The sequence below is a fragment of the Verrucosispora sp. TAA-831 genome (genome assembly GCF_050780145.1).
Taxonomy (GTDB): domain Bacteria; phylum Actinomycetota; class Actinomycetes; order Mycobacteriales; family Micromonosporaceae; genus Micromonospora.
In genome coordinates this window covers 343,983-359,047 of record NZ_CP192240.1, presented here as the reverse complement: position 1 = coordinate 359,047, position 15,065 = coordinate 343,983, and the positions used below count along the sequence as shown (strand labels likewise).

Genomic DNA, 15,065 nt, shown 5'->3' with positions numbered 1-15,065 from the left:
ACCTCCGGCCGCGCGATCATGGACTTGTGGTCGAGGTTTCGGCCGAGTATGAACCTTTTGCGCCTACCACGACTCCATGATCGGCGGGTCCTCACCACGGCGGCGGCTCCGACCACGGTCCATGATCGGCCAGCCCCAGCCACGACTCCTCGATCGACGCGTGGGGTCGGGGTTGCTCGGGGATGGGTGTCTCGGTGGGGACACGGGTAAGTACCTACGGGTACGCGCGGTGCGGTTCGTTCTCGCGGGCGAGGGCGCAGGGGCCATCCGCTCCTAGCGTTGACGACATGGAGCGGCGGATCGCCGCAGAGGGGAAGTACCACCATGAGTCGCAAACTGGTCCGGCCCCGACAGGGGCGCATGTTCGCCGGAGTCTGCGCCGGCCTGGCCCAGCGCTTCGGCACCTCGGCCGGGCTCATCCGGCTGCTGTTCCTGCTGTCGCTGCTGCTGCCCGGCACTCAGGTCGTCATCTACCTGGCACTCTGGATCATCATGCCCAACGAGGACCGCTACCTCGTCGCGGGCCGCTGACCGGTCCGTCCTCCGCACGCGAGGCCACCCCGGTCACCGGAGAGGCGACGCGAATCTCGGCCCCCGCCGGGTTGCACGACCGACCGCCCCGCCAGCAGGTCGAACGACAGCCGGCGGGGCGGGGCAGGTGCGGGTGTCAGGGAGCGGTGTACGTGATGGTGACCTGCTCGAAGCCGAGCGACCCGAGCAGGCCGGTCAGCATCTTGCGGGTGTTCTCCTCGGCGCGGGCGATCAGGCCGCTGTCCCGGGCGGCGGCGGTGATCCGGTCCTCGGCGAGCCGGTAGACCTGCTGCTGCCGGTTCGGGTCGCCGCCGATCAGGTCGCCCACCCGGTTGAGCAGCCCTCGCTCCTCCGCGAAGACGTAACTCTTGTCGAGGTCGAGGTTGGTCTCGGCGAGCTGCGGTGCGGGCAGCTTGACCTCGACGGACTTGCCGTCGCCGGACTGCACGACCGCGCCTTCGCCGAGGGCACCGAAGTCCACGTACGCCTCGACGCTGCCGGACCCGACGAACAGCGTGCGCTGGTTGAGCAGCCAGTCCGGCACGTTGCGCCGGTCGTTCTCCAGGTCGACCACGACCTGGAAGTTGCCCTCGGCGGCCACGTAGCGGCTGAGGTCCTGCATCGACTCCAGCAGCGCGGGCTGGGTGCGGTCGGTCTGCTCCTTGCTGAACGGGTTACGGAACTCCGGCAGTATGCCGGTGGTCTGCACGCCGAGCAGCACCACCACCCCCATCGCCGCAGCGCCGAGCACCCAGAGCAGGGCCCTCGCCGCACCACCACCGCCGCCACCCGGTGGCACCGGCGGGGCGTCCGGCCGGTCCGTGCTCTCCTCCCCGGCCTGGTAGTCGGCAAACGTGCTGGTGGGCTCGTTGATGTCGCTGTCGCGTGCCATCGCCCTCACCGTCCTCGTCAGACGCATTGTCTGTTGATGACGGTAAGCCCCCGGTACGACAGCCGCTCGCCGAGTCGCCCGAACGTGCATCTCCGCAGGTCAGAGGCGTGAAAAATCAGGTGAACGCGGAGACGCCGGTGAGCCGCTGCCCGATCACCAACTGATGGATCTCGGAGGTGCCCTCGTACGTCAGGACGCTCTCCAGGTTGTTGGCGTGCCGCATCACGGGGTAGTCGCCGGAGACGCCGTTGGCGCCGAGGATCGTGCGGCACTGCCGGGCGATCGTCAGCGCCTCGCGGACGTTGTTGAGCTTGCCGACGCTGACCTGCTCGGGGCGCAACCGGCCCGCGTCGGCGAGTCGGCCGAGGTGCAGCGCCAGCAGGTAGCCCTTGTGCCACTCGACCGCCATGTCGGCGAGCTTGGCCTGGGTGAGCTGGAAGCCGGCCAGCGGGCGACCGAACTGGGTGCGGGTCGTCGCGTACGTCAGGGCGGTCTCCAGGCAGTCCCGGGCCGCGCCCAGCGCACCCCAGACGATGCCGTGCCGGGCCTCGGTCAGACAGCTCAGCGGCGCCTTGAGCCCGACCGCCTCGGGCAGCCGGGCGTCCGCCGGCAGCCGGACGTCGTCGAGCGCGACCTCCCCGGTCACCGAGGCGCGCAGGGACATCTTCCGGCCGATCTCGCGCGCCGTCACCCCCGGCGTGTCCATGGGTACGGCGAAACCGCGCACGCCGTCGTCGGTGCGCGCCCAGATCACCGCGACGTCGGCGATCGGAGCATTGGTGATCCACATCTTGGTGCCGTGGAGGATCCAGTCGTCGCCGTCGCGGCGAGCCCGGGTGGCCATCGACCCCGGATCCGAGCCGTGGTCCGGCTCGGTCAGCCCGAAACAGCCGATCGCCTCGCCGGTCGCCATCGCCGGCAGCCAGCGCTGCTTCTGCTCCTCGCTGCCGTAGCGCCAGATGGCGTACATGGCCAGCGAACCCTGCACCGAGACCAGGGACCGGACGCCGGAGTCGCCCGCCTCCAACTCCAGGCAGGCCAACCCGTACGCGACGGCCGTCGAGCCGGCGCAGCCGTACCCGGTCAGGTGCATGCCGAGCAGACCGAGGGCGCCGAACTCACGGGCCAGTTCCCGGGCGGGCACCTCACCGGCCTCGTACCAGCCGGCGACGTGCGGGCGTACCCGCTCGTCGACCACCCGGCGCACGACGGCGCGGATCTGCCGCTCCTCCTCGGTCAGCGACGAATCCAGGTCGAGCAGGTCCACGCGCACCCCCTAACGACGGTTCAGTAGGAGGTGTCGGGTCACTCGATCGCTTCGGCGAGCACGAACACCCGGGCGTGGATCTGGTTGCGCTGTTGCAGGGCGGCGCGCAGCGCGCGGTGCAGGCCGTCCTCCAGGTAGAGGCCGCCGTTCCACTGCACCACGTGCGGGAACAGGTCACCGTAGAAGGTGGAGTCCTCGGCGAGCAGCTTGTCCAACGCCAGCTCCCGCTTGGTGGTGATGAGCTGATCCAGCCGCAGCGGCCGGGGCGGGATCTCCGCCCACTGCTTGAGGGTCAGATTGTGTTGCGGGTAGGGACACCCGTCCCGGACCGCTCTGAAGATCACGACGGCACGCTCCTCCCCCTGGTCGGGCCGAACCACGACGCCGAGCCGGGCCGGGTCGCGGCGGGACGCCGCGACCCGCGGCGCCCGTGACCGTGCCAGCGTAGCCGCAGCACGCACCCCACGTTCTGCTCCTTGTTGCCAGTTTCGCCACCGGTCGTCCGGTTCTGCACCGGACGAACCTCTGGTTTCGGTCAGCTCCACCGGCCCCGGCGGACGACCTCGTCGACCGGACGACGCCCTCGACGCAGTGACGGTGACCGGTGGTCGGGGGCACGGTAACCGATCGTGAGCGCCCCGATCGGGTGGTACGCCTCAGGCACGCCGAACGCCTCCCGGTAGGACGCCAACCGCTGCGGCGGGATGCCGAAGAAGCACGAACCGAGCCCCTCGTCCACGGCGGTCAGCATCATCAGCAACGCGGCGAACCCGGTGTCGACGTACCAGTACGGCACCGGCCACCGGTCCGTCGACCGGTCCGCCCAGCCCTTGTCCGACTCGGCGTACCGTTCGAGGTAGACGGAGCGGTTCGCGTGCGGCACCACGATCAGCGGAGCCCGCCGCATACCGGTCAGCCAGCGTCCCGTACCGCCGTCCTCCGGGGTGCTGGCCGCCCAGAACCGTTCCCGGTCCGCCGACTCCTCCAGCACCAGGAAACCCCAGCCCTGCGAGAAGCCGGCCGACGGCGCGCGGACCGCGTGGTCCAGCAGCCGGTCCACGACCTCCGGCGGGACCGGACGGTCCGGATCGTAGTTGCGCACCATGCGGCGTCGCCGGACGACCTCTGCGAACTCCACGACGTACCTCCTCGCCGGCTCAGTTGCCCGGCCGGATGCCCCAGCCGCCACGCCAGGTATCACCCGGCGCCAGCGTGATCAGATCCCGACCGGAACGGAAGGCGTCCGGCGGGCAGGTCATCGGCTCCACCGCCACCGACCGGCGGAAACGCTCCCCGGTCAGGGTGTCACCGGTGTAGACCTGCCACCAACCGAACTGGGCGTCGGCCCAGATCTCGATGCCGTGCGACCGGTCGGGTGCGCTCAGCGTCACCGCCGAACCGCCGTCGGCGTTGCGGATCACCTGCCCGAAGGCCAGGTCCAGCACCGCGTCGCCGATCCGGCGCGGCTCGGTGTAGTCGTACTCGGTGCCGGCGACCTTGGCCACGCCCACCGGCAGCAGCCGCCCGTCCAGCAGCAGCCGGGTCTCCCCCGGCACCCGCATCACCACGTCGTCCACCGCCACCCCGGGCAGTCGCAGGTACGGGTGCACGGAGAAGCCGAACGGCACCGACTCCCCGCCGACGTTGGTCACCTCGTGCGCGGCCCGCAGCCCGTCGGCCCCCACGCTCCACCGGGTACGCAGCCGCAGCGGCCACGGGTAGCCCGGCTGCGCCGGCATGTCGAGCCCGACGACGACCTCGTCCGGCCGCTGCTCGACCAGCTCCCAGCGGGCCCAGTTGACCAGGCCGTGGATCGCGTTGTGCCGCTCCGGCTCGGTGAGGTGGAGCTGGTACGACTGCCCGTCGAAGGGGTACACGCCGTCGCGGATCCGGTTCGGCCAGGGAGCCAACACCTGACCGGCCGAGCCGGGGCACAACTCGTCGGCGGCGTACCCGTCGAGGTGCTCCACCCCGTCCTGCCGGTAGGTGCGGACCCCGCCGCCCACCTCGACGATGACCGCCTCGTGACCGTCGGCGGAAATGGTCCACTGTGCCCCGGACAGGGGACGCGGCTCGCTGCTGCTCATGTCGCCAGACCCTAGCCCCCGGAACCGCTGTCCGCTCGCCGTGCCGGGTGATCTTCGGAAGCCCCCTCGGCGGTCGGCGTGACCGGGGGTCGATAGCGGGCCAACGCCGGGAACGCCACCGCCAGGACGACCGCCAGCCCGGCCGCCACGAGACCGCCGCCGACCCAGGCCACGCCGCTGCCGAAGCCGGTCGCCATGGCACCCGCCCGCAGGTCGCCCAGGCGCGGCCCACCGGCCACCACCACGGTGTTGACGCCCTGGAGCCGACCGCGCATCCGGTCCGGCGCATAGATCAGCAGGATCGACTGCCGCACCACCGAGCTGATCAGGTCGGCCGCCCCGGCCAGCACCAGCAGGGCGATGACCAGCCAGAGCTGCCGGGACAGTCCGGCCAGCGCCACCGCCAGGCCCCAGCCCACGACGGCGAGCACCAGCACCAGCCCCTGCCGGCGTACCCGGCCGATCCAGCCGGAGACGAGCCCGGCGAGTAACGAGCCGATCGCGATCGAGCTGTACAGCCAGCCCACCGCCGCGCCCCCGCCGAACCGCTCGGCGGCGACCTCGGGGAAGAGCGCCCGGGGGAAGGCGAACACCATCGCGATCAGGTCGATGGCGAAGGAGAGCAGCAGCACCGGGCTGGCGGCCAGATACCGGAACCCGTCGACGACACTGCGCAGCCCGGCCTGCCGGGGCGTACCGTCCGGGTCCGGCTCGGGCGGCATCGCGGGCAGCCGCAGCGCCGCCCAGACCAGGGCGACCAGCAGCACCGCGTCCACCGCGTACGCGATCGGCAGCGCCACGTCGAGGTGCCAGGTGGCCAGGATCAGGCCGGCGGCCAACGGCCCGAGCACCGAGGTGGCCATCGCGGTGGTGAAGTTCAGCGTGGTCGCGGCGGGCACCAGCTCGGCCGGGACCAGCCGGGCCACCAGCGCGCTGCGCGCCGGCCCACTGATCGCATACGCGACCGAACTGAGCGCCACCAGCCCGAGCAGCAGCAGCGGGCTGCCCACCCCCAGCAGCGCCTGCGCCAGCAGGCCCACCACCGAGACCCAGAGCAGCACCGAGCCGGCGGTCAACACCAGCCGACGGTCGATGGCGTCGGCCACCGCTCCGCCCCAGAGCCCGAACACCAGCAGCGGTACGAAGGCGGCGATGCCCAGCAGCCCGACCCAGAGCGAGTCCTGGGTGAGGGCGTACATCTCCACCGGTACGGCGACCGCGGTGAACTGGAAGCCGAACATGGCGATGCCGTTGCCGAGCCAGAGCCGCCGGTACGCGGTCACCCGCAGCGGACGCAGGTCGATGGCCCAGCGCCGCCGTTCGCGGGGCCGGTCGGTCTCGGTCGAGGTCACGGGGCCAGCCGCTCCACGACCCAGTCGTCGGCGTCGCGGCGGAACCGCAGCCGGTCGTGCAGCCGACTGGCCCGGCCCTGCCAGAACTCCACCGAATCGGGCCGGACCCGCAGCCCGCCCCAGTGCGGCGGGGCGGGGATCGGGTCCACGTCGGCGAACCGCTCCGCCACGGCCCGGTACGCCTCGTCCAGCGCCGCCCGGTCCGGCAGGACCGACGACTGGGCACTGGCCCAGGCACCCAGTCGGGAGCCGCGCGGCCGGCTGGCGAAGTACGCCTCGGTCTCCGCCCGGTCGATCCGTTCCACCCGGCCGGCGACGATCACCTGCCGCTGCATCGGGAACCACGGGAAGACCAGGCTGGCGTACGGGTTGACGTCCGCCTCGACACCCTTGCGCGAGCGGTGGTTGGTGAAGAAGACGAAGCCCGCCGGGTCGTAGCCCTTGAGCAGCACCGTCCGCGCGCTCGGCCGCCCCTCGGCGTCGGCGGTGCCGACCACCATGGCGTTGGGCTCGGGCAGCCCGGCGGCGACCGCGTCGGCGAACCACCTGCCGAACTGCGTGTGCCACTGCGCCGCCAGGTCGGCCTCGAGCAGGCCGGTGTCTGCGGCGTACTCGTGACGCATCCCCGCGGGTGGCGGTGTGTCGCCCGTCACGTTTCCTCCCTCTGGATCAGGCTGCCCGCCCCCGCGACCAGCCCGTCGGGGCCAGTCTTACCGAGGGCCCCACGGCACCTGCCGTCGGGGATGTCGTCAGCAGCACATCCGCGATGGGTCGCATACCCGATCACCAGCAGGCAAGATGTCACGAACACACATCCGGAGAGGGTCGCCTGAAGGCGCTCACCCGGCCGGGGCCGGGACACCGAGCCGGGCGGGCGCGCACCGACCACACACCAGGAGTAGTGAGATGGCCGACTTCAAACCCGGGCTCGAAGGCGTCGTAGCGTTCGAGACCAAGATCGCCGAACCGGACCGCGAGGGTGGCGCCCTGCGCTACCGCGGGGTCGACATCGAGGATCTGATCGGCCAGGTCTCCTTCGGCAACGTCTGGGCGCTGCTGGTCGACGGCCGGTTCGGCCCCGGCCTGCCGCCGGCCGAGCCGTTCCCGGTGCCGGTGCACTCCGGCGACATCCGGGTCGACGTGCAGTCCGCGGTGGCGATGCTCGCACCGTACTGGGGCCTGGACCAGATGCTGGACATCTCCGACGAGCAGGCACGGGAGGACCTCGCCCGGGTGTCGGTGACCGCGCTCTCCTTCGTCGCCCAGTCCGCCCGTGGCCTCGGGCTGCCGGCGGTGCCGCAGAAGGAGATCGACAAGGCCGAGACGATCGTCGAGCGCTTCATGAAGCGGTGGCGCGGCGAGCCCGACCCCCGGCACGTCAAGGCCGTCGACGCGTACTTCATCTCGGCCGCCGAGCACGGCCTGAACGCCTCCACCTTCACCGCCCGGATCGTCGCCTCCACCGGCGCGGACGCCGCCGCCTGCATCTCCTCGGGCATCGGTGCGCTCTCCGGCCCGCTGCACGGCGGCGCACCGTCCCGGGTGCTCAGCATGCTGGAGGCGGTCGAGCGCAGCGGCGACGCGGAGAGCTACGTCAAGGGTGTGCTCGACCGGGGTGAGCGGCTGATGGGCTTCGGCCACCGCGTCTACCGGGCCGAGGACCCGCGCGCCCGGGTGCTGCGTCGCACCGCCAAGGAGCTGGGCGCGCCGCGCTTCGAGGTCGCCGAGGCGCTGGAGCGGGCCGCGCTGGCCGAGTTGCAGGCCCGCCGCCCGGACCGGGTGCTCGCCACCAACGTCGAGTTCTGGTCCGCCGTGGTGCTCGACTTCGCCGAGGTGCCGGCGCACATGTTCACCTCGATGTTCACCTGCGCCCGGATGGGTGGGTGGAGCGCGCACATCCTGGAGCAGAAGCGGCTCCAGCGGCTGGTCCGCCCCTCCGCCCGGTACGTGGGCCACGGCCCGCGCAAGCCCAACGAGGTCGAGGGCTGGGACGCCGTCCCGCACGACGTCTGAGGCGTCCCGCCCGACGCCTGCGATGTAAGGAAGGGACCCCTTCTACCGTCTCCGGTAGAGCAGGGGTCCCTTCCTTACGTCCGGGCTCGCCCGGCGACGGCGGGTGGTGTGGGCGACGCCACGGGCTGTGGCGGACGACTCACGGTTGGGGCTGGGACCAGCACGCGGCGGGGCGTCGACGGGTGCAAGGATGAATTCCGGCAGCGCCGCCCGATGGGCTCGACCCCGGCTTCGACCGTGCACCCGCACGCGCCCGCCGTCGGTCCGCCCCACCTGCTCACCCGGGCCCCGACCCATGCGGAAGGATCTTTACGACCGTGGCTGACGCACCGACCATCCGGATTCCCGACGAGATCAAGCCCGCCGACGGCCGCTTCGGCTGCGGGCCGTCCAAGGTCCGTCCGGCGGCGGTCTCCGCGCTCGCCGAGGTGGCGACCAGCTACCTGGGCACCTCGCACCGGCAGAAGACCGTCCGTGACCAGGTGGCCCGGCTCCGCTCCGGCATCGCCGAGTTCTTCTCGCTGCCCGAGGGCTACGAGGTGGTGATCGGCAACGGCGGCACCACCGCGTTCTGGGAGGTCGCCGCGTTCGGGCTGGTCCGCGACCGGGCCCAGTTCGCCAGCTTCGGCGAGTTCGGCGCCAAGTTCGCCAAGTCCGTCAAGGACGCGCCGTTCCTGGGCGAGCCGACGATCCGCAAGTCGGACGCGGGCAGTGCACCGACCCTCACCGCCGAGGCCGGCGTGGACGTCTACGCCACCCCGCACAACGAGACCTCGACCGGCGTGGCGGTGCCGATCAGTCGGGTGGCGGGTGCCGACCCGGGCTCGCTGCTGCTGGTCGACGCCACCTCCGGCGCCGGTGGCCTGGAGGTCAACGTCGGTGAGACCGACGTCTACTACTTCGCCCCGCAGAAGTGCTTCGGCTCCGACGGCGGACTCTGGCTGGCCCTGATGTCGCCGGCCGCGTTGGAGCGGGCCGCCGAGATCAAGGCGTCCGGCCGGTACATCCCGGCCTTCCTCGACCTGGTCACCGCGATCGACAACTCGCGGCTGGAGCAGACCTACAACACCCCGGCGCTGGCGACGATCTTCCTCGCCGCCGAGCAGACCGACTGGATGAACTCCCAGGGTGGGCTGGCCTGGGCGGCCAAGCGCACGGCCGAGAGCGCCGCGACGGTGTACGGCTGGGCCGAGCGCTCGACCGTCGCCACCCCGTTCGTGACCGACCCGGCGCTGCGCTCCAACGTGGTCGCCACCATCGACTTCGCCGACGGGGTGGACGCCACCGCGATCGCCAAGGCGCTGCGCGCCAACGGCATCGTGGACACCGAGCCGTACCGGAAGCTGGGCCGCAACCAGCTCCGGGTGGCGCTCTTCCCGGCCGTCGAGCCGGCCGACGTGGAGGCGCTGACCGCCTCGATCGACTACGTGGTCGAGCGACTCTGAGTGAACCCACGGTGACCCTGCGGGCCCGGTCGACCCACTGTGGTCGCCGGGCCCGCGTCGTACTGCGACAAACGCCACTGTCGCGCTCACCGCACTGACCCGCCGCACAGCGCTGGACAGCGGGGAATTAGGCTGCTCAGCTCGACTTGCCCGGGCGTGGCGTCTCCCACCAGGCTCCGGATGGGCGTACCGTGGAGCGCAACGCCCCGGGTGGCCGGCTCGTGGCGTAACGGCCAGCGAAGCGGGACGGAGGCAACGCGATGCGCCCAGTACGCTTCGTCGCCCTCTCCGAGGACGGCCAGGCCCTGGTGCTCGCCGACGAGGTCGGGCGCCTGCTCGCCCTGCCGATCGACGAGCGTATCGCCGGAGCACTGCACGCCGAACCGGGCGCGCCCACGCTCGCGGTGGCACCGACCACCGTCGACCCGGTGCCGTCGCTGTCCCCTCGGGACATCCAGGCCCGGATCCGCTCCGGCGAGTCCGCCGAGGACGTCGCCCGGATCGCCGGCGTACCGGTCGACCGGGTGCTCCGCTACGCCGGGCCGGTGCTCCAGGAGCGGGCAATGCTCGCCCAGCACGCCCGCCGTACCCGACTCAAGGGCGCCGAGAAGCCCACGCCCCTCGCCGAGGTGGTCAACGGTCGGCTCGCCCAGCACGGGATCGACACCGAGAAGATCTCCTGGGACGCGTGGCGCCGCGACGACGGCACCTGGCGGATCGTCGCGACCTGGCCGTCCGGCAAGGCCACCGCGCAGGCCGTCTGGGATCTGGACAAGACCCGGCAGTCGGTGGCCCCACACGACGACATGGCGCAATACCTCTGCGCCGAGCGGCCCGCGCCGCTCCTCGGTCAGGAGCCGGCACCGGAGCGGGGCGGTCACGCCCTGCCCGGTCCGTCGCGCGGCGAGCCGAGCCGGGGCGGGCACGGGCTGCCCGCGCCGAGCGACCCCACCCGCTCCGGTCGGGACCCGATCCGGGCCGGTCGGGACGCACTGCTCGCCTCGCTGGACCGTCCGCTCGGCGCCACCTCGGGCCGGGGCCTCGAACCCCGCTCGCCGGCCGCGCTCGCCGGTGGCCAGGACACGCCGCGCCGGGCGGTCGGTGGCGGCGCAGCCGCCCTGCTGGGCGGCGGTCAGGGTTCCGCCTTCGACGACGACGCCGACGCGCCCAAGGAGGTCCCGGCGGTGCCGTCGCTGGCGGTGCTGCGACCTCGCCGCACGGGTGCCCCGGCCGCCGCGACCAACGAGTCGACCGAGCCCGGCGCCAAGCCGCGCAAGCGACTGCCGAGTTGGGACGACGTCCTCTTCGGCAGCGGTCCCGCAGCCCGCGAGTCCTCCTGACCGGGCACCGGCCACGCGCCGGTGCCCGCCGAGGGCGCTGAGCTAGGACAGCACCAGCCGCCTCGGTCGACGGATGGATCGCGGTGAGGAGTCGCACCCGGTGAAGGATCGCAGCTACCGGTGCCGTTCGTGCTGCCCGGGGCGGGTCGCCGGCAGGCGCAGCCCGGCGGCGTCCAGTTCGCCCTCCACCCGGACCCGTTCGAGCTGCCGGTCGACACCGGTCAGCTCGGCCAGGTGCTCGACGATCCCGAGTGCCCGGCAGGCCAGCCGGAGGCGGTCGTCGTACGCGTCGAGGACGGCGCTGTGCCACACCACCGCCGCCCCGCCGACCCGTTTCCGCCGCAGGCACCTCAGGTCGGCCGCGATCTGCTCCAGCGGACGTCGGTCGTGCCGGTCGAGGGCGGCGAGATCGGCCCGGACGGCGAGCCCGTCGGCCGCCAGCGTCCGGTGCAGCCGGGCGATCACTCGTCGTTCCCGACGCCGGGCACGCCACTGCGAGTATCCGTAGGTGACCCGGCCGACCATGTCGTCGGCACCGACCACCAGGACGATCAGCACCGGCAGGAGGATCACGCCGGCCAACGACAGTGCGAGCAGCAGCGAACGCAGAACCTCCACGCAACGAAGCTATGCCGATGCCCAGCGTGACGTAACCGATTTTCCGGTATCCGCGCCGGGCGCCCCGATCTCGTCGGGACACCCGGCACCGGGGTCTCAGACCTCGGTGACGTAGAAGCGCGGCATCGGCAGGACCCGGAACCGCAGCCGTGCGCCGTCGCGGCGGAGCTGCCAGGCCAGCGCGAGCAGGGCGGTGGCCAGGGAGATCAGCCCGCCGGCCCAGATGCTGACCCCGGCGCCGAAGGTCTCGGCGATCCAACCGATCAGCGGTGCGCCGACCGGGTTGGTCCCCAGGAACACCAGCACCCACAGGGCCATCACCCGGCCCCGGAAGGCCGCGTCGGTGCCGAGCTGGACCCGCTGGTTGGCCGCCTGGGCGAAATAGACCATGAAGAAGCCGGTCGGCAGCAGCAGCACCACGACCATCCAGTACGTGGGCGCGAGTCCGACGAGCGTCCCGAAGGCGGCACAGGCGATCGCGGCACCGAGCACCAACCAGACCGAGGGACGGCTGCGCCGCCCGGTACCGGCCAGCGCGCCCACCAGCGCACCCACCGCGAGCGTGGTGCTGAACAGGCCGAACGAGGCGGCCCCGGTCTGGAACACGGTCTTGGCCAGCGCCGCGAGGGTGAGCTGGAAGTTGAACAGCGACATGCCGATCACGGACATCACGACCATCGGCAACACCAGGTCGGCACGCCGGCTGACGTACCGCAACCCGTCCAGCACGGTCGCCGCGGCCCGCTCGTTGCGCGGCGGCAACGGCTCCCGGTGCAGCTCGGCGGTCCGCATCTGGATCACTGTGATCAGCGGGCCGATCGAGCTGAGCGCGGTGAACAGGAAGACCGGACCGACACCGAGGAGGGCGATGGCGACACCGGCCACGGCCGGGCCGACGATCCGGGCCGAGTTGAACACGGCCGCGTTGAGCGAGAGCGCGTTCGGCAGCAGCGGAGTGCCGACCAGCTCGGAGACGAACGCCTGGCGCACCGGGGTCTCCACCGCGTTGGCCACGCCCAGCAGGGCGGCGAAGACGAAGACATGCCAGAGCTGGACCAGGCCGGTGAGCACCAGCAGCGCCATCGCCAGCGACAACACCGTCCAGAAGGCGTTGGCGGCGAAGAGGAGCATCCGCTTGTCGTACCGGTCGGCCAACCGCCCGGAGATCAGCGTGAGCAGGAGCACCGGGGTGAACTGAAGGGCGACGACCACGCCGAGCGCGGTGGCCGAGTCGCCGGACAGTTCGAGGACCAACCAGTCCTGGGCGATGAACATCATCCAGACACCGATCAGTTTGACCAGTTGCCCGGAGGCGAAGAGCCGGTAGTTGCGGACCTGTAGGGACTGGAACATCGTGCTGAGCCTCGCCTGCACTCTTGGTGCGCCTCCTCGCGTCGTACGCGTCATCAACGACGGACGTCACGGCACGGCGCACACTCGGTGTGCGGTGTCAGGCTCGGGAGACTCGCTGCAGAATCTCCGCTGCGTGGTGCAGGGTCTCCCGGTCGGCATCGCTCAGCTCGGCCAGCCGGTGGGCCAGCCATTCGTCCCGTACCCGCTCGAACTGGTCGAGCACGGCCCGGCCTCCCTCGGTCGTCGCGAGGATGACCTGCCGGCCGTCGGTCGGGTGGGGCGTGCGCTGCACGAGCCCGCGCTCCTCCAGCTTCGCGACGATCTTGGTCATCGTCGGTGGCTGCACCCGTTCGACGTCGGCGAGTTCCCGCGGCGTGAGCGCGCCCGCCAGCTTGAGGCTGGTGAGCGCGGACAACTGGGTGACCGTCAGGTCACCGACCGGCCGGGCCTGGCGGACCCGCCGGTTGAGCCGGGTGATCGCATCTCGCAGCTGATGGGCCAGCTGCGCCGGTGGCATGCTCTGAGCCGTCACCGTCCGCTCCGTCACGTTAGTTAGCCTAGCTAATGAGACCCGGAGTCGGCAGCGAATATGACCACACTCACCCGGGGTGATCACCGGCCCCGGGCCGGGCTGCGCTCGCGTTGTGCGCGGCACGCACGCCCGGCCCGGACCGGCGTCAGAACAGCGACTCGATCGGGCCGCGCAGGAAGTACACCACGAACAGCACCGCCACCCCGTAGAGCAGCGGGTGGATCTCCCGGGCCTTGCCCTTGGCCAGCTTCATCACCACGTACGCGATGAGTCCGGCACCGATGCCGTTGGAGATCGAGTACGTGAACGGCATCAGCACGATGGTGAGGAACGCCGGGATGGCGATCTCGTGGTCGGACCAGTCGATGGTGCGTACCGCGGTCATCATCAGGAAGCCGACCACCACCAGCGCGACCGACGCCGCCTCGAACGGCACCACCACGACCAGCGGCGCGAGGAACATCGCCAACAGGAACAGCACGCCGGTGACCAGGTTGGCCACACCGGTACGCGCGCCCTCCGCGACCCCGGCGGCACTCTCGACGAACGACGTGTTGCTGGAGACGCTGGCCGCGCCACCACTGGCCGCCGCGATCGAGTCGACCAGCAGGATCTCCTTCGTCCGAGGCGGGGTGCCCTGGTCGTCGAGCATGCCGCCCTCCTGACCGACGGCCACCATCGTGCCCATCGTGTCGAAGAAGTCGGTGATCAACAGTGTGAAGATGAACATCAGCACGACCAGCCAACCGGCCCGCTCCCACGACCCGAGCACGTTGAACTTGCCGAGCAGCGACAGGTCCGGCACGTCGAACGGGTTGCTGGGCAGCGTCGGGACGTTCAGTGACCAGCCCTTCGGGTTCGGCACCCCGTTGACCATGGACGGTCCGATGTTGCCGAGCGCCTCGACCACCATCGCCAGCAGCGTCGAGGCGAAGATGCCGATCAGGATGGCTCCGCGTACCCGACGCACCACCAGCACCAGGGTCAGCAGCAGGCCCACCACGAACACCAGCATCGGCCAACTGACCAGTTTGCCGCCGATGCCCAGCCCGACCGGCACGGTGGTGTTCGCCTCGTCGGGGATGCGCCGGACGAAACCGGAGTCGACCAGCCCGATGATGGTCAGGAACAGCCCGATGCCGACGCCGATCGCCGTCTTCATCTGGGTCGGCACCGAGCGGAACACCGCGGTCCGCAGCCCGGTCAGCACCAGCACCGCGATGATCACACCCTCGATCACCACCAGGCCCATCGCGTCGGCCCAGGTCATCTCCGGCGCGATCTCGTACGCCACCAGCGCGTTGACGCCGAGACCGGCCGCCACCGCCAGCGGGAAGCGACCGACCACTCCCATCAGGATGGTCAGCAGACCGGCGAGCAGGGCGGTGGCCGCCGCGATCGCCGGGATCGGCAGCGTGTTGCCGTCGCCGTCGGCAGCGCTGCCAAGGATGAGCGGGTTGAGCACCACGATGTACGCCATCGTGAAGAAGGTCGCCAGGCCACCGCGTACCTCGCGGCTCATCGTCGAGCCACGGGCCGAGATCTCGAAGTACCGGTCGAAGCCGTTGCGGGGACGGCTGGAATCAGGTGGGGTGCCGTTGTCGGGCGGCGCTACTGCCATCAGGAACCTCACAG

The 15,065-nt window shown here is 71.6% G+C and carries 15 protein-coding genes; 4 read left to right on the top strand and 11 right to left on the bottom strand.

The features are described from left to right. The first annotated feature begins 324 nt into the window (after positions 1-324). Positions 325-531: a PspC domain-containing protein gene (locus ACQVFL_RS01665; RefSeq protein ID WP_396692189.1), complete on the top strand. Its 207-nt coding sequence runs from the start codon at positions 325-327 to the stop codon at positions 529-531. 136 nt (positions 532-667) lie between these two features. Here ACQVFL_RS01665 and ACQVFL_RS01660 read toward each other — a convergent pair whose 3' ends face one another. The 7 genes from ACQVFL_RS01660 to pdxH form a co-directional block, all read right to left on the bottom strand. Continuing rightward, a complete protein-coding gene (locus ACQVFL_RS01660) occupies positions 668-1,423 on the bottom strand; it encodes a DUF4230 domain-containing protein (RefSeq protein WP_396692188.1) in 756 nt (251 codons plus the stop codon). 115 nt (positions 1,424-1,538) lie between these two features. Beyond that, positions 1,539-2,690, bottom strand: coding sequence for an acyl-CoA dehydrogenase family protein (locus ACQVFL_RS01655; RefSeq protein ID WP_431728420.1), 1,152 nt, complete (start codon positions 2,688-2,690; stop codon positions 1,539-1,541). A gap of 38 nt (positions 2,691-2,728) precedes the next feature. Then, a complete protein-coding gene (locus ACQVFL_RS01650) occupies positions 2,729-3,034 on the bottom strand; it encodes a type II toxin-antitoxin system VapB family antitoxin (RefSeq protein ID WP_131055140.1) in 306 nt (101 codons plus the stop codon). Between the two features lie 191 nt (positions 3,035-3,225). Further along, positions 3,226-3,828, bottom strand: coding sequence for a nitroreductase family protein (locus tag ACQVFL_RS01645; protein WP_396692186.1), 603 nt, complete (start codon positions 3,826-3,828; stop codon positions 3,226-3,228). Between the two features lie 19 nt (positions 3,829-3,847). Then, positions 3,848-4,777 (bottom strand): aldose 1-epimerase family protein, encoded by a 930-nt coding sequence (locus tag ACQVFL_RS01640; protein ID WP_431728419.1) that lies wholly within the window; start codon positions 4,775-4,777, stop codon positions 3,848-3,850. A gap of 11 nt (positions 4,778-4,788) precedes the next feature. Next, positions 4,789-6,129, bottom strand: a complete 1,341-nt coding sequence (locus ACQVFL_RS01635; protein ID WP_396692184.1) for an MFS transporter — start codon at positions 6,127-6,129, stop codon at positions 4,789-4,791. Next, positions 6,126-6,752: a pyridoxamine 5'-phosphate oxidase gene (gene pdxH / locus ACQVFL_RS01630; RefSeq protein WP_431729931.1), complete on the bottom strand. Its 627-nt coding sequence runs from the start codon at positions 6,750-6,752 to the stop codon at positions 6,126-6,128. Before pdxH ends, ACQVFL_RS01635 begins: the two co-directional genes overlap by 4 nt. A 283-nt stretch (positions 6,753-7,035) precedes the next feature. On the opposite strand from pdxH, the gene ACQVFL_RS01625 reads away from it, so the two are divergent. The 3 genes from ACQVFL_RS01625 (at position 7,036) to sepH (ending at position 10,927) form a co-directional block, all read left to right on the top strand. Next, positions 7,036-8,142 carry a citrate synthase 2 gene (locus ACQVFL_RS01625; protein ID WP_131052555.1) on the top strand — a complete coding sequence of 369 codons (1,107 nt, stop codon included), beginning with the start codon at positions 7,036-7,038 and terminating at the stop codon, positions 8,140-8,142. Between the two features lie 317 nt (positions 8,143-8,459). Next, entirely contained in the window at positions 8,460-9,587 is a 1,128-nt protein-coding gene (gene serC / locus ACQVFL_RS01620) for a phosphoserine transaminase (protein WP_396692182.1), read from the top strand. A 260-nt stretch (positions 9,588-9,847) separates the two neighbouring features. Further along, complete coding sequence (gene sepH / locus ACQVFL_RS01615; protein ID WP_431728418.1) at positions 9,848-10,927, top strand: septation protein SepH; 1,080 nt, start codon at positions 9,848-9,850, stop codon at positions 10,925-10,927. Between the two features lie 114 nt (positions 10,928-11,041). Here the strand turns inward: sepH and ACQVFL_RS01610 are convergent, their stop codons facing one another. The 4 genes from ACQVFL_RS01610 to ACQVFL_RS01595 all read right to left on the bottom strand — a co-directional run bounded on the left by ACQVFL_RS01610 (position 11,042) and on the right by ACQVFL_RS01595 (position 15,051). Further along, a complete protein-coding gene (locus ACQVFL_RS01610) occupies positions 11,042-11,545 on the bottom strand; it encodes a hypothetical protein (RefSeq protein WP_431728417.1) in 504 nt (167 codons plus the stop codon). Between the two features lie 96 nt (positions 11,546-11,641). After that, the gene (locus tag ACQVFL_RS01605; RefSeq protein WP_431728416.1) at positions 11,642-12,919 is read right to left on the bottom strand and encodes an MFS transporter; all 1,278 of its coding nucleotides are present in this window, start codon (positions 12,917-12,919) and stop codon (positions 11,642-11,644) included. 76 nt (positions 12,920-12,995) lie between these two features. After that, positions 12,996-13,445, bottom strand: coding sequence for a MarR family winged helix-turn-helix transcriptional regulator (locus tag ACQVFL_RS01600; protein WP_350700359.1), 450 nt, complete (start codon positions 13,443-13,445; stop codon positions 12,996-12,998). A 130-nt stretch (positions 13,446-13,575) separates the two neighbouring features. Then, the gene (locus tag ACQVFL_RS01595; RefSeq protein WP_396692178.1) at positions 13,576-15,051 is read right to left on the bottom strand and encodes an NCS2 family permease; all 1,476 of its coding nucleotides are present in this window, start codon (positions 15,049-15,051) and stop codon (positions 13,576-13,578) included. Positions 15,052-15,065 lie beyond the last annotated feature (14 nt).

What these genes read in the sequence shown, in the direction of transcription:
- ACQVFL_RS01595 (WP_396692178.1), bottom strand. Translation starts at nt 15,051, where the DNA reads ATGGCAGTAGCGCCGCCCGACAACGGCACCCCACCTGATTCCAGCCGT.
- ACQVFL_RS01665 (WP_396692189.1), top strand. Translation starts at nt 325, where the DNA reads ATGAGTCGCAAACTGGTCCGGCCCCGACAGGGGCGCATGTTCGCCGGA.
- ACQVFL_RS01625 (WP_131052555.1), top strand. Translation starts at nt 7,036, where the DNA reads ATGGCCGACTTCAAACCCGGGCTCGAAGGCGTCGTAGCGTTCGAGACC.
- sepH (WP_431728418.1), top strand. Translation starts at nt 9,848, where the DNA reads ATGCGCCCAGTACGCTTCGTCGCCCTCTCCGAGGACGGCCAGGCCCTG.
- pdxH (WP_431729931.1), bottom strand. Translation starts at nt 6,752, where the DNA reads ATGCGTCACGAGTACGCCGCAGACACCGGCCTGCTCGAGGCCGACCTG.
- ACQVFL_RS01640 (WP_431728419.1), bottom strand. Translation starts at nt 4,777, where the DNA reads ATGAGCAGCAGCGAGCCGCGTCCCCTGTCCGGGGCACAGTGGACCATT.
- ACQVFL_RS01660 (WP_396692188.1), bottom strand. Translation starts at nt 1,423, where the DNA reads ATGGCACGCGACAGCGACATCAACGAGCCCACCAGCACGTTTGCCGAC.